Annotated in this window: 11 protein-coding genes; 1 reads left to right on the forward strand and 10 read right to left on the reverse strand. The window is 39.7% G+C overall.

Annotated elements, in window-relative coordinates; all coding sequences use genetic code 11:
• Positions 1 to 9: 9 nt before the first annotated feature.
• The 4 genes from AC1DCV_RS13015 to AC1DCV_RS13030 are packed head-to-tail and all read right to left on the reverse strand — an operon-like array spanning position 10 to position 5,932.
• A complete protein-coding gene (locus tag AC1DCV_RS13015) occupies positions 10 to 1,137 on the reverse strand; it encodes a DegT/DnrJ/EryC1/StrS family aminotransferase (protein ID WP_477023566.1) in 1,128 nt (375 codons plus the stop codon).
• An 8-nt stretch (positions 1,138 to 1,145) separates the two neighbouring features.
• Positions 1,146 to 2,429 carry a nucleotide sugar dehydrogenase gene (locus AC1DCV_RS13020; protein ID WP_477023567.1) on the reverse strand — a complete coding sequence of 428 codons (1,284 nt, stop codon included), beginning with the start codon at positions 2,427 to 2,429 and terminating at the stop codon, positions 1,146 to 1,148.
• Positions 2,430 to 2,448: 19 nt separating this feature from the next.
• Positions 2,449 to 3,525 (reverse strand): lipopolysaccharide biosynthesis protein, encoded by a 1,077-nt coding sequence (locus AC1DCV_RS13025; protein WP_477023568.1) that lies wholly within the window; start codon positions 3,523 to 3,525, stop codon positions 2,449 to 2,451.
• A gap of 31 nt (positions 3,526 to 3,556) precedes the next feature.
• Positions 3,557 to 5,932: an SLBB domain-containing protein gene (locus tag AC1DCV_RS13030; RefSeq protein ID WP_477023569.1), complete on the reverse strand. Its 2,376-nt coding sequence runs from the start codon at positions 5,930 to 5,932 to the stop codon at positions 3,557 to 3,559.
• Between the two features lie 637 nt (positions 5,933 to 6,569).
• Between AC1DCV_RS13030 and AC1DCV_RS13035 the strand changes: the two genes are divergently transcribed.
• Positions 6,570 to 7,070: an RNA polymerase sigma factor gene (locus AC1DCV_RS13035; RefSeq protein WP_441577800.1), complete on the forward strand. Its 501-nt coding sequence runs from the start codon at positions 6,570 to 6,572 to the stop codon at positions 7,068 to 7,070.
• 68 nt (positions 7,071 to 7,138) lie between these two features.
• Here AC1DCV_RS13035 and AC1DCV_RS13040 read toward each other — a convergent pair whose 3' ends face one another.
• From AC1DCV_RS13040 to AC1DCV_RS13065, 6 genes are all read right to left on the reverse strand, one after another.
• Positions 7,139 to 8,356, reverse strand: a complete 1,218-nt coding sequence (locus tag AC1DCV_RS13040; protein WP_477023570.1) for a sterol desaturase family protein — start codon at positions 8,354 to 8,356, stop codon at positions 7,139 to 7,141.
• A gap of 223 nt (positions 8,357 to 8,579) precedes the next feature.
• On the reverse strand, positions 8,580 to 9,992 hold the full coding sequence (locus AC1DCV_RS13045) for an RtcB family protein (protein ID WP_477023571.1): 1,413 nt from the start codon (positions 9,990 to 9,992) through the stop codon (positions 8,580 to 8,582).
• Positions 9,974 to 10,744 carry a hypothetical protein gene (locus AC1DCV_RS13050; protein WP_477023572.1) on the reverse strand — a complete coding sequence of 257 codons (771 nt, stop codon included), beginning with the start codon at positions 10,742 to 10,744 and terminating at the stop codon, positions 9,974 to 9,976. Before AC1DCV_RS13050 ends, AC1DCV_RS13045 begins: the two co-directional genes overlap by 19 nt.
• Positions 10,745 to 10,832: 88 nt before the next feature.
• Positions 10,833 to 11,621 (reverse strand): hypothetical protein, encoded by a 789-nt coding sequence (locus AC1DCV_RS13055; RefSeq protein ID WP_477023573.1) that lies wholly within the window; start codon positions 11,619 to 11,621, stop codon positions 10,833 to 10,835.
• A gap of 87 nt (positions 11,622 to 11,708) precedes the next feature.
• The gene (locus AC1DCV_RS13060) at positions 11,709 to 12,773 is read right to left on the reverse strand and encodes an AAA family ATPase (RefSeq protein WP_477023574.1); all 1,065 of its coding nucleotides are present in this window, start codon (positions 12,771 to 12,773) and stop codon (positions 11,709 to 11,711) included.
• 1,000 nt (positions 12,774 to 13,773) lie between these two features.
• Complete coding sequence (locus AC1DCV_RS13065; RefSeq protein WP_477023575.1) at positions 13,774 to 14,343, reverse strand: DinB family protein; 570 nt, start codon at positions 14,341 to 14,343, stop codon at positions 13,774 to 13,776.
• Between the last annotated feature and the right edge of the window lie 371 nt (positions 14,344 to 14,714).

Genomic DNA, 14,714 nt, shown 5'->3' on the forward strand with positions numbered 1-14,714 from the left:
TGAGATTTCTTACTTGAAAAATCTTTTAATAACATCAATGATCACATCCTGTTGTGCCTGATCCAGCTCCGTATGCATAGGCAGAGAAAGTACACTATCACACAACTGCACTGTTACCTCCAAGTCGCCTGCCACCTTACCAATTTCTTTAAAAGCATCCTGGTCATTTAATGGTACAGGATAATATATCATACTTGGAATACCTTCTGACGCCAGGTAATCTTTAAGCTCATTTCTTTTGTTATTCTTTACCTGAAGCGTATATTGATGAAAAACATGAGTTGAGTCCGGGCTGCGGAATGGAATTATTAAAGCATCACATTGGCCTAAATGCAGATCGTAATAATCAGCAGCTTCCTTTCTTGCTTTGGAAAAATTATCGAGCAGCGGAAGTTTTACATTTAAAATTGCAGCCTGCAGTGAATCCAAACGTGAATTTATTCCTATGTACCTGTGCACATATTTTTTCACCTGACCGTGATTGGCAATTATCTGCATTCTTTCTGCCAATTCCGTACTGTTAGAATAAATAGCTCCCCCATCACCATAACAACCCAGGTTTTTTGATGGGAAAAAGGAAGTGCATCCAATATGACCGATAGTACCTGCCATTAGCTGCCGCCCATCACTCATAGTATATTTTGCACCAATCGCCTGTGCAGTGTCTTCAATAACATAGAGCCCATGTTTTTCCGCCAATTTCATAATTGGTTCCATGTCGGCGCATTGCCCAAAAAGATGCACTGGAACTATTGCCCTTGTTCGGGAAGTTATTGCTGGCTCAATTCTTTCTGCTGTAATATTATAGGTTTCAGGGTCAACATCCACCATTACAGGTACAAGCCCCAAAAGGCCGATCACTTCTGCAGTAGCAACATAAGTAAATGCTGGAACTATAATTTCATCCCCCTTCTTCAGATCTAATGCCATCATAGCAATCTGCAAAGCATCAGTACCGTTTGCGCAGGGGATAACCTTTTTAACACCCAGGTATTGCTGCAACGCTTCTGAAAAATTCTTTACCTCTGGTCCATTGATAAACGACGTAGAATCTATACACGCAGCGATAGCGTTGTCTATTTCTGATTTAATTTTTAAATATTGACCCTTGAGATCAACCATTTGAATATTTCCCATAGCAATTATTATAAGCGGGCATCTACAAGTGTCCTTTCCAGAAATGATTTTGTGTCAAAGACCACCGCACCGTCGTCATTCTTTAACTTCTTATAATCCAGTTCCTTGAATTCTTTATGGGCAACTGCAAGTATTATTGCGTCATATTCATTCATAACAATCTCATTCAACAGGTCAATACCATACTCCTCTTTTACATTCTCTTTATTAGCATGAGGATCATATACACTTACAGATACACCAAACTGATCCAGCTCTTTGTAGATATCTACTACACGCGAGTTTCTAATATCAGGGCAATTCTCTTTAAACGTTACACCTAAAATCAATGCTTTTGAACTATTAATTCTAATCCCGCTTTTTATCATCAATTTAACGACCTTATTAGCAATAAATACCCCCATATTGTCATTAACCCTTCGGCCTGATAATATTACCTGAGGATAATATCCTAATGATTCAGCCTTGTGAGCCAGGTAATATGGATCTACTCCAATACAGTGACCACCCACCAACCCAGGTTTATATTTCAGAAAATTCCATTTGCTTCCGGCGGCTTCAATTACGTCATCAGTATCAATGCCTATTCTATCAAATATTAGCGCTAATTCATTGACGAAACTGATATTGACATCCCGCTGTGCATTTTCAATTGCTTTAGAGGCCTCTGCCACTTTAATGCTGGGGGCTTTGTGAGTACCTGCATGAATAATTGTAGCATAAAGACCATCAACAGCATCTGCAATCTCAGGGGTAGAGCCCGAAGTAACTTTTTTAATCTTGGTCAGTGTGTTCACTTTATCTCCCGGATTAATTCTTTCAGGAGAATATCCGCAGAAGAAATCAACATTAAACTTAAGTCCTGAATATTTTTCTAAAACGGGTACACAATCATCTTCTGTGCAACCAGGATATACAGTGGATTCATAGATGACAATATCATCTTTCTTCAATACCTTACCTATCATCGCAGATGCACTACGTAAAGGTCCCAAATCAGGGGCTTTAAACTGATCGATAGGAGTAGGCACTGTAACAATATAAATGTTGCAAGTCTTAAGATCCTCTATATCGTAACTAAATGTCAAGCCATTGTCCTCATTCTTGCTTACTGCCTTCTTCAGTTCAACAACGTCTGCCTCCTTTGTATGGTCATCTCCGTTATTAAGTTCTGCAATTCTCTTTTCATTGATGTCAAAACCCAGAACATGATAATATTTACCAAACTCAATTGCCAGGGGTAATCCAACATAACCTAATCCGATAATAGCTATTTTATATTTCGAAGCCATTTAAAAGGGTTTTAATAAATTAATTCATTATCTCTCTGTAAAGCTTACCAAGAGTCAGGAAAACAACTATAAAAAAGCCACCTATCACGCCACCAGCAACAAGTCCCTTTAGCTTGCCTAATTTTTCCTTCTTTAATGGTAAAATAGGAACATCAACCAGTTGTATTATTGGCGTTTCCTGCGTCATCGTAATCCTACTCAGTTCCAGGTTCTTTACCACCTCAGCATACATGGTTTGTAATACCATTTTGTCCCGATTAACTAATTCAGAGCTAACTGTTGCGACTCTTCTGCTCGGATTAATATTAAAATCCTGCGTAACTGCCGCTGAGTAAGTTTTTTTGTTTAATAATATTTCGAGGGAATCAGCTCTGCTCTGTAGTTTATCAACATTATTTTTTGAGCGCTGTGTTTTGGTGGATAAATAAAAATTAATCGCTTCTTTCACTAATCTCTCTGTAAACACTTTGGAGAATTCTTCGTTCAGTGTAGATACCTTTACTTCTACAAATGAAAGTTTTTTATCTGGCTTGTTAACATTCAATGAATTCTTTGAAATTGACTCATAAATTGTGTTTAAGATACTATCCTGCACAACTGTAAAGCTTTCCCTTTTTAAACCCGCTGGCAAATGAATGCCCTTGAGTTCGGGTTTCCTATCAAAGCTTTTTCTGATATCATATATGTCAATGTATAAATCAGCAAGACTTATGGTCTTTCCATTGTGTTGAATTGGAGATAACAGCGTTTTTTCAATCATCAACCTTGTCTTCAAAAATTCAAGTACATTTTCGCCGGAGAAAATATCACTTCCTCCACCGCTTAAATCCAGTCCAAACTGACTTGCTAAACCAGCGTAAGAGCCAAGTGGATTACTTGAACTTTCTTCTACCACAAAGGTTAATTTGGCAACATATTCAGGCTTACTGAAAAATGCTAAAAGGAGACCTATACCAGCTCCCAGTAATCCAAACAAACCTATAATCAACCATTTACTTAAAAGAAACTTACTCCAATCTTTAAGCTTAAGAATTAGTTCCTTCAGCGACATCTCATCGTCTTGCTTTGATATTTGAAGATCTTGTTGGGATTTCATGTATTATCCTTTCGTAGAATAAATTAAATAATTACTTCACTGTATTCAGTATGGTAACAACAATCAACGCAATTGATGCCAAACCACTGGTTAGACCAATAGCCTCTCCGGTAGTCAACCCCTTTCTCCCTTTTCTTGTTGGAACATAAATTTCGGCACCCGGTTTTACTTTAGGATAAGCATTAAAGAAAAGTACTTTTCTTGTATTTTTCACATCTCCATTAGCGTAAACTATATAGCTTCGTCTTTTTAGTGCCTGAGACGTAAAACCTCCCGACCCTCTCACGAAGTCCCTGAATTTAAAATTCTTGTCAAAGCGTATTTTTTTAGGGAAATATACTTCTCCGAACAGCTGGACTGTTTGCAATTTCAAAGGAACTTTAATCTCATCACCTTCTACCAAGAGCAGATCATACTTTGAGCCTGGATGCTTTAGGATCATATCAAGATTAATACCAAGCAATTGTTCATGTTGCTGCACCGTACTTTTCATTCGCGCAATATCAGAACTATCCTGAAGCTTATTATAAAACAAGGTTAACTTGTTAGACATTAAAATACTATCACTTTCATTCACAAAAATTTTGCGAAGCATAACAGCTCCTTCAGCATAAGCCTCCGGGCGCAAGCCTCCAGTTCGTTTCATCACATCAGAAATCCTTTCCGAGCGGTTGTTTATAGTATAATTACCAGGATAAACTACTTCTCCTGTTACCTGAACACTGGATTGAACAGAGTAAGCAGCTGAACGACGTACAATTACTTCATCGAATGGCTGCAATACAAAATCCTTGGCATCCTTATTATTAGCAAGATCTGAATTCACATCAAACTGCAACACAATAGCTTTTACACTATCTTTAGGATCATATCCTCCTCCCCGTATTCTACGCGATACTTCAACCCTGCTGTTAGAGGCCGCGTCCTTAAATCCCTTTGCCAAAAGAATTAAGTCTTCCAAACGCATGCTATCCCCATAATTATAGTATCCGGGATTATTTACCTGACCATCGATTCTTACATAATAAGCCTCTCTCAAATCCAATTTAGAATATATAATTACACTGTCCTCTTTTGCCAATAATATATTGGCCTTACCAGCTAAGGCATCCTGCACATTAAAGTTAATGTAAGCAGGGGTAAAATCCGCCTGCAACCGCCTGATTAAGCCTCTTGATAAAACAGCAGTCTCCTTTACACCATCAGCCTTTTTTATCAGGTCAGATACCGTCATATTATTTTCCAATGCATAATCTCCGGGATGAAATATGGCACCTCCAATTGTTACGCGATTACTAAATCTGTTCAAAATAGAATCTACAAAAAACTGATCTCCGGATTTCAATTTAAATGTTCCTACCTCGCTGGCTGCAACATTCACTACTTCCCGCTCTTTATTGTTAACCCGGACTGCGCGGATAACATCCCTGAAAGAAATATCTGTATAGCCCCCCGCGTAACCAATAATCTGCTGAAGCGTTTCATTTCCCTTCGCCTCAAATATAGCAGGACGCTTTACTTCTCCCGATAACTCTACTCTTGTTATATAAGGATTAACTTTAACAATGTCCTGATCCTGAAGTATTATATTATTAGTCAGATCACCATTTGCAAGAAAGTCGTATAAGTCAAAATTCACAATCACTTGTCCATTCCTGATTACCTGGATACTACGGAATGACCCATTTTCATTTGGCCCCCCGGAAACATATAATGCGTTTGCAACAGAAGCGAGAGAAGGGATTGTATAGGATCCTGGCTTATTGATTTCTCCAATTACTAATACCCGGATACTACGAATATTGCCAAGGGATATTTGCACAAATGTATTTCCTGTTTTAATTCCTCCATATATGGTACCCAATTGTTTGGTGATACGGTTTTTGGCATCCTCGATTGTAAGCCCGTTTACATAAACAGGTCCAAGATTGGGAATACGCACATATCCGTCAGGTGTGACTTTAAGCCTATGCTGAACCTCCGAATAACCATAAACATCAATTAAGAGCTCATCGTCAGCTGCGAGTCGGTAATTAGAAGGGGTTGGTATCCTGAGGTTGGGCTCGAAAGTAAGGTTCTTATTTGAAAAAAGCTCTGATCCAAAAATGCGTTTACCCTTTTCAGATTTCGATTTTAATTTGCTGTCAATACTAGCATTATCTCCTGTGTCATCAACTTTACGCTCACCGAACTCGTCCTCATCTGCATTATTTTTTCTTTTAATTTGTTGATCTAATTCTTTGTCAAGACCAAGTTGCTGTATCCTTGCTTTTAATTTAATCACTTCGGTATCCGGAATTCCTTTCTGCTGTGCATAAGCATCAATATCATCCATTCCCATCTTATTCTTTTTCATCTCAGATACTAACTGCCTTATCTGATCATCACTCAGGTCATCAACCTTCATGTTTTCCGCCTGACTCTTGGGAAACGTAGACACCTGTGCATTAACGTGAACACAATAACCTATAAACAGGAACAGTTGGACCAACAGTAATTTTCTTAACATGTATAATAGGATCTAAACTTTCTCGAATACCTTTTTGGAAACAATCTTATCTGACGCCGGCCAAATAAGGTGCAAATCTATTAAAAATAACATATAAATGTTAGTTCCATCAGAATTCCTAACACTTTTAAGCTGAAATCATTATGAACTATCAGTTGAATGTTTAAACATATGGTCTGAAGATACGGGCAGCACTATGCAAATATGCGTCCAAATATTATTCGGCTCCTAATTTTAAGATAATTATAATATATGATTTTACTTAATACAATAAATCCTTATTATTAAAATCCTTTTGTTATTCTTTTACGTTTATCTATCTGAGAGTCGTCCATGAATTACCTGTTTAGAAAAATTACGATTACTACTTAAACTACCACCGTTTTTATTGATCTAAGTACTAGCCTGGGATAAATTGCTTGAGAATCAATTGTATTAACTAAAAAATGTCATGTTTTAACCGCCCCTCGGCATCCTCTGAATACATCTTTTACCCCTTTTTTGTTTAAATTAGTTAAGGCAAAACTTAAACATTATGTCGTCTGTTGAATTTAACACCTTGCTTATTGGAAACGCTGATTTCCTGAAACCCTTTGCTTTTACCCTCACGAAAGACGCCGAACAGGCAAAAGATCTTTACCAGGAAACCCTTTTCAGAGCCCTTTCCAACCAGGAGAAATACCTGGAAGGCACCAACATCCGCGCCTGGCTATTCACCATTATGCGGAATATTTTTATTAATCATTATAGAAAAAAACTGAAACATCGCATGGTCGCAGAACCCAGTGCCAGCGATTTCTTCATTAATTATCAGCAACACACAGTCACCAATAAAGCGGCCTCTAACTTACAGATGAAAGATATCCATGTGGCTGTATACCACTTGCCCAATATCTTCAAAAAGCCATTCATGCTTTATTACGAGGGTTACAAATATTTCGAGATTGCAAATATTCTACAGGAACCATTGGGAACTATCAAAAGCAGAATACATTTCGCCCGGAAAATACTCAAATCGCAGGTTCCAAGACAATAATTTATCCCTAAACATTAACATGAACGTATCATCCAGCCCGAACTAACTTTCAGGCCGGACTATCTTAGCTATGAACGGTAGTAACCATAAACCAGCCGCAGATAATGTTCTTTCAGATGTGACTGGAAATAAAAAGCAGTAATCATAATAATGGCAGCTGCACAAAGGAACCCTGGATGAGGCCACACATAGTAACCCGCAAAACATAACACCAGGTAACGGGCATACTCCAGATAAAATACCCACTTCTTTTGCTCCATAATAGCACCACAGTTGATCAGCGTAAGCACTATCAGCAAGGCTACACATACCTGTATAAATACAGGTACATAATGCTCCAGTAACAGGAAGGAAAATAGTACCAGCAGCGTGACTACTATTTGCCACAATACATAATTAAACAGCTTAGGCGTTTCCGTTATATGAGGGTTACGCAGCAGGAATTTCTCCTCCAGTACCTCCCGTGCTCCCGGATCAACATTGTCCGGCTTACCAAAAATAATACGCAGCTTGTTGCGCCATCCCTTCGCCTGCCGGGCAGAATAAAGCATCTCCAGTATAAAATGAAAATGCTGCCATAGAAAACTATTACTTTCCAATGGCTTGGTTAAACCATAAACAGGTTCCTCCTCTTCTTTCACAAAAGTGCCGAATAACTTATCCCAGATGATAAATACGTCTCCATAATTCTTATCGAGATACTGAGGATTGCTGGCATGATGTACCCGGTGATGAGATGGTGTAACCAGGATATATTCAAGGATACCCAAATTACCAATAGTACGGGTATGTATAAAAAACGGATATAACCCATGCACCAGCAACATACTCGTGATCATGGCGGGCGGGAAACCTATTACCGGCAGTATGGCCCAGAAACCAGTACGTACAAATGCCTGGAAAACCGTAATACGTGCAGATACGGTATAATTAAACTCTTCACTCTGATGATGCACTACGTGCGCACACCAAAAAACCGTTACTTCATGCGCCAGCCGGTGATACCAATACCAGATAAAATCAGTACATATCAGTAACGCTACCCATAACAATACACTGGATTTAATATCAAATATGGCGTAATGACGATACAGATAATCGTATACAAAATAGAAAAGGCCCACGGTAAACGTATCCAGTAAGMGCTCGGCAATACCCACACTCAGGTTGGTAATGGAATCATTAAACTTAAAATAAGCCTTGCCTTTTTTACGCGACACCAGGTATTCCAACCCAATGAATGTCAGGAAAAAAGGAACTGCCAATGCCAGGTAGTTTAAATGCACTTTATTAAATTTTAAATCCGGAAATCCTTGATCATAAGACATAGGCTCATACACGGTGCCAGCCCATGTATAGGTATCATAAATAAGTATCTGGTGGTGGTAAACTACCACAATGATAAGTAATAAAAATTAAATATCCTACTATTTTACTAGACTAATAAAAACGAAAAGCGGAAAACAACTTTCGTCATCTTCCGCCATCGCGTCATTGCATATATCGTTATTAGTCCTCCGGAGGTCCGCCATCGGCCATTCTCACTACCTTAGGAACAAACTTCCCTATCACTTCCACCAGGTCTGTTTGGGCGGCCATCACGGTATTGATATCCTTGTACGCACCAGGCGCTTCATCCAACCCTCCTCCAATCAACGTAACCCCATGCTCCTGCAATACCTGCGTTAACTGCTGGTCCGTAATTGATTTCTGCGCCTGAGTGCGGGACATCAGTCTCCCTGCACCATGCGATGCTGATTGCAGACTGCTTACCTCTCCTTTTCCCCGCACAATAAATCCAGGTGCCGTCATAGATCCCGGAATCACTCCCAGTACGCCTTTACCTGCTGGTGTTGCACCTTTACGATGCACAATCACTTCTTTACCCTCATATGTCTCTTTCCACGCGAAGTTATGGTGGTTCTCTACTCTTGCCAGCAAGGTAGCGCCCATCGCATTGATAAGCCGTTTATGAATCAAATGGTGACAGGCAGATGCGTAATCACCCGCCAGGTTCATAGCCAGCCAGTATTCCTGTCCTGCTTCTGAATTCAGATCCAGGTAAGCCAGATGTCTTGCCTTCTCCGGCAAGGGACAAAGATCTTTTGCCACCTGTGTATAATGCCCCGCTATCTGCGCCCCCAGTCCTCGGGAACCGGAATGCGATAACAACGCCACATAATTACCCGGTGCCAATCCCCACTCATTCTGTGCATCTGTGATAGTCGCAATTCCCCACTCCACAAAGTGGTTACCGGAACCGGAAGTTCCCAATTGACCAGCAGCTTTATCAAACAGATTCTTCACGAAACGTATTTCCTTAAACTCATTTCTTTCCAATACCGGATCGGCTTCTCTTTTCTTCCACTCTACTCCCGCACCAAATTTAGTCCAGTTCACCAGCTGCTTCTTGTATTCGCCTTCATTTATCAACAATGACTGCTCTGGCAAATCCAGTATACTCAAACACATACGACAACCGATATCCACCCCCACACCATAAGGAATAACCGCATTATCGGCTGCTAATACCCCACCGATAGGCAGTCCATATCCCTGATGCGCATCCGGCATTAAAGATCCAGCTACGGCAACGGGTAAACGAACCGCATTATTCAACTGCTGTATCGCGCCGTCCGCAATATTGTCCAGCCCGAAAACGGCGTATGGTACCGGCGTTTCACGCAATGCAATTTCTTCCGGTGCAGTTGGGCTCAACAACTGTTCAGCCACCTTTCCTAACTTATCATCCGCTACATAAGCAGCAGGATCTGCCAACACTTTCTTCAAAATATCTATCGCTTCGTCACGGGTCAGATGACTGAAATGTTCATCCATTACATTGATGGCTAAACGAAACACAGGACTTTTGGAGTAACCTAATTCCAGTAAGGTTTTACCGCCTACTTTAAAATTTGACATATGGGGTTATTTTTGTCATACCATTCTTCCTGCAACAGTTGTTGCAGGGTCTTCTGTTTAAATTTATATTTTTCATTACCGCTAAAAGACCATCTTCTCCAACTGGATCCTCTGCTCCGTGTAAGCTTTCTGATTTTATGGTTCAGATAATGCTGCTCCACGTAATTATCCAGATGCTTGATTTGCGATAGCAGTTCTGGTACCATCATTCTCGTTTGCGTAATCATATTAGGTCTGATACGCAATACGAATCGCCAAGACTCTTTAACAACCATTCGCTTCACCGGTAGGAGACTATTCTTGTGAAAGAAAAGCCGTTCTTCAAAACAGTTTGCTTCTCTATCAGTAAATTCTAACTTTTTGAAATGACTTTCATCAGGCTGTAACAAATGCTGTTCTCTTAATACCAACTTTTTTCTGCCATGTGACCTTTTCTTTACTTTAAAATCTTTACGATGACTGTAGCCATAGGTATTGATCTTCTTTAGCAACGCCTGGTAAAAGTCAGCGTGCTTACCCCTTGCCACATCATCTCTCAACACAAAGAATCGCTTATAACCTTTCATTACCGGCGGTTCCAATGGTACATAGCCACGCTTGTACCAGGCCAGGCTCAACTCCTTTCTTTTTTTATCGAGCGCTAATAAGTGTTTCTCAAATTGCGTCCGCGCATCACGTGTTCTTCTTCTGGCAGTTCTTATTCGTGATGCTGCAATATAGTTTTCAATTTCCGTTTGTATCGGATTGTCCATAACCAATGATTCATTTCCCACTTAATTGCTTCCATTTTTTTGTAGAAGCGATTGCTCAAGCTGTTGTATATGGACATTTGATTTTTTCTCATGACTTCATTTTTTTAAGGTTAACAAATATGTTTGCTCCAATTCCTTCTTCTACTTCTTTTCTTATAAAGGCATCCGGCAGCAGCCACTTATCCACAAGGTATCGCCCATTGCAGTCGCCCAACCATTCTCTCCGTTTGCTGTTATAGCTCCCATACTTTAACTTAGACAGTTTGGGACGCAGCATATTTCGCTTCAGAAAGCCTTCTATCTCATCCATCTGTGCAAGTAATTCCGGCGCCTCAGCTCTTTGCTGTGTGATTACATTGGGTCTTACTCTCAGTATAAAGCGCCAGGGTTCTTTAAATACGTATTTTTTTACCGGCTTCTTTGTACGTTTATCCTGTTTAATGACTTCCTCAAAACAATTCGCAGCACGACGGCTGAATTCCATTTTCTTGAAGGCGACTTCATCTGGCTTGTACAATTTCTGCAGGTATACAATATACCTCCATCTCCTTTTGCGCCGTTTACTCACACGGAAACTCTTCTCCGCACAATAAGTGCGGGTATTGATCTTGTCAAGAATACCCTGATAAAATCCGGCATCTTTACTACGGGCTACATCATCTCTCAAGACAAAAAAACGTATGTATCCTTTTACGACAGGCGGCTCCAGTGATATATATCCACGGCTGTCATAAATTTTACACAAAGCACTGTACTCCCTGTCCAGTTTCAGCAATTGCTTATCCTGGTGCGCGATGGCAACACGCTTCCTCTGTCTGGCACTTCTTATACGCGAAGCAGACAGCAGTGCATCTAATTCCAATAAATAATCGTTCATAAAACATGTTTAGGTGTTCGATCGGAACTCCCTTAACATGCTGATATAGATGGACAAATATTTTCTCTTATTAGTCATATTTTCATTTTATGCTATTTCTTCCAGCGCTTCTCTTCTGAACCCAATCACATGTTGCTTTCTTTCAAAAGAAGGCTCATGCTGATTCGCTATTTCTGCAATCGTCATCGGTTTATTAATCACGCTGTCGAAGCCCATGTGCTTTGATAATTGTTGTGCTTTATCTACCTGTAACCGTTTAAATTCATACTTGGCAATCAACCGGCCCTTACGCAACAATGCACTGTCTATGGCAGATAAGTCGCTGTTAAAAGAACATACGAGTTGTATATTCAAACAGTCTGCCAGCAAGCCATCCGATAAGTTCAGTAAATTAGATACCGATGAATTGCCGGAAAACTTACGATCCATAATTACATTTTCTGCATCTTCAATAATCACCACACAATTAGGGTTATCAATCAACAGTTCCATGAATTCCGGATTCATAATATTGTTAGCCAGGTCGGGCGAAACAAACAGTACCCGTTTCTTAATTCTGCCGATCAGGTAACGCAGATAAGTTGTTTTTCCTGTTCCTGGTAAGCCATGCAGCAATACAATCCCTTTGTCTTTATCCTTCTTCAGTCGTTGCTGTATTACTTTATCGATCTCTTTAAATTCTTCATCATAAAACATCCCGATATCCAGGCGGGTACGCTTTATTTCCAGGCTTTTCAGCTCCAGTCCTTTGCGTCCACTGGTGATGAGATTTATTTCATGTGGTTCTCTGCGCTGTTTTTCTTTATAGCGTGTAACCATGTCCGTTACTTCGGTAACGAAAGCAGGAATTTGTCCATTGTGCAATATTTCGCACCATGATTGCCAGAACGCTACTACGCAGTTATTATTCAACACCATCAGTGTTTGATTATGCTTATACTTTTTCTTTTTGTTATCATAATCAGTATAGCGATGGGTATGCGTAATAATATTTCCATATGTTTTTGCAAAAGCTGCGGCGGCTTTATCGCCATCTACTTCATAAATATTGTTGATATCCGGAATCGCATTAAAATTAACGGTATACACTCCCTTCGGATCAAAATGCTCACCATCAGTGATTTCGATGTTATTATTAACTATATGCTTCATGTTACGTTATCTCTTGAATGTGAATACTTCCTGCTGATAAAGATTTCCCAGGGCGATGAGCCCTGGGTAAATCATATTTATCATGGGGGAAATTACAAGTTATCCTTATGATAACCTGATTGTTGGGGGTTAAATTGCAAACAGAGACGAAAAAATATATCTTCAAAAGGAGAAGAAAGCGGAGCAGGATTACTCCGCCTGCCTGTTTTATATGTACCTCCTCAAATAATCTTTTTTTTTGCAACACAAAAAAACCCGGTCTGTTTTCACGGACCGGGTTACTAACGTTAACGTATACACTACGTTAAGACATAACCCGGCCATTTAACATTAATTGAATTAATGCTATCCTGAAACCATTTACTGCGGCGGATCTGAACCCGTTCTGTAATTGCTGGCAAATTCATTGTCATAAAAACGATAACAAAAAAGCCCGGATCCAAGGACCCGGGCTTCTGTTATTTTTACAAATATTTCTGATCTACCTGTAAACATAAAACGCCCGGAACCCACCACTGCCTTGCTCGTAGCAAGGAATTGCGTTGTCCATATATAGATTGAAGCGTTTCATTTTTATAAGTTTTCTTTTATTATCAATTTTAACGATGCAAAGATAACAGGATATATTTTGATATTGCAAATTTTTAACAAAATATTTTCAAATATTTTTTCTATGCTTTATTCAGCAGTACTTTTTTACTTAAAAAATTAACGGCTGTATCTATGACCAGCAGGGGGTTTCAAGATTTAGACGCCGGATCGCAACTATTCATGTGCAGCATTATATATGCCCTGTCCACTTATCTCGTTGCTGTTAACATTAATTGTAAATGATCGTAGATATACGTTATTTGACGATCCTGCTGATCTACGCTCTTAGCGTATATCCTTTGGAGATAGGCTGTTTTAACGGCAGCAAAAAGCCGGAAGTGTGCATACTTCCGGCTTCAGTAACCAATCGGGACTAACAAATACAGATGTTGATGGTCGACCTTAAAAATTATATTAATACCGCACTTTCTTCGAACTCTGTCTGGAGCCGTTGCATCTGACGGATATGCCGTTCAATATGCTTGGTGAGGAAATAGATGTATTGGTATATATCGAGCTTACCCAGCTGATTTACAGACATGTTAGTGAATACAAGTACACCTTCTCCATTTTTCAGGAGGGACAGATTATACATGCATTGTGCATATTGCTGTTTCAGGAGGGCTTTTACCTCTTGTATATTTTTAAATCCGGTAGGTTCCATATGTTCAGGTCTTACCCAACCAAAGGATTTGCTACCGATGACGTCTATCTGGCTTAATTTATCCTGGTAATCCGCGGGGAGAATCACGGTGTGGCCGGTCTTTTTACGTTCCAGCGCGCGACGGGTACTCTTATTAATGATCAGCAGCAGGAAATAGTTGGTCAGCGTAATATGCTCCAATACTTCTCTGATGTTCCATTGATCGCGGTCTGGTTTGAAGTGCAGTAATGCCTGGTCTTTTTCAAACCACTGATCCAACTCTTTGAAATTGGTGAGTAAAGCCTCTCTTACAATTTGAATAACGTTTCTCATCATCTAACGTTTTTGGGATTATGCACTTTGCTGTTTGCTAATGAAATGGGTTAGCGCATAACTTCATTTAAAAAATATTTTGTTTGCCATTTTTATGCCGGATTTGGCCACAAAAAAACCCGGCCGTATTTACGGACCGGGAGTAATAATGTATAGAGAGTGTTCTCACATTACCGCATACCATGTCCGTATGACTTTTTAAAGGCAAAGCCATCCCGTTTACACCACGAGGTGTATTTTTTTTGCATTACAGTTATCTTTTGAAATTCTTTCAATGTCGTCATTTCAGTACTGCTTCAAAAGCAAAAAGTCCCACACTTTCTCTAGTGCGGGACTTTTGTTTATATCGTTTGATAACTTTTTCTATCGTTAAC

The organism is Chitinophaga sp. 10T418 (genome assembly GCF_056394125.1).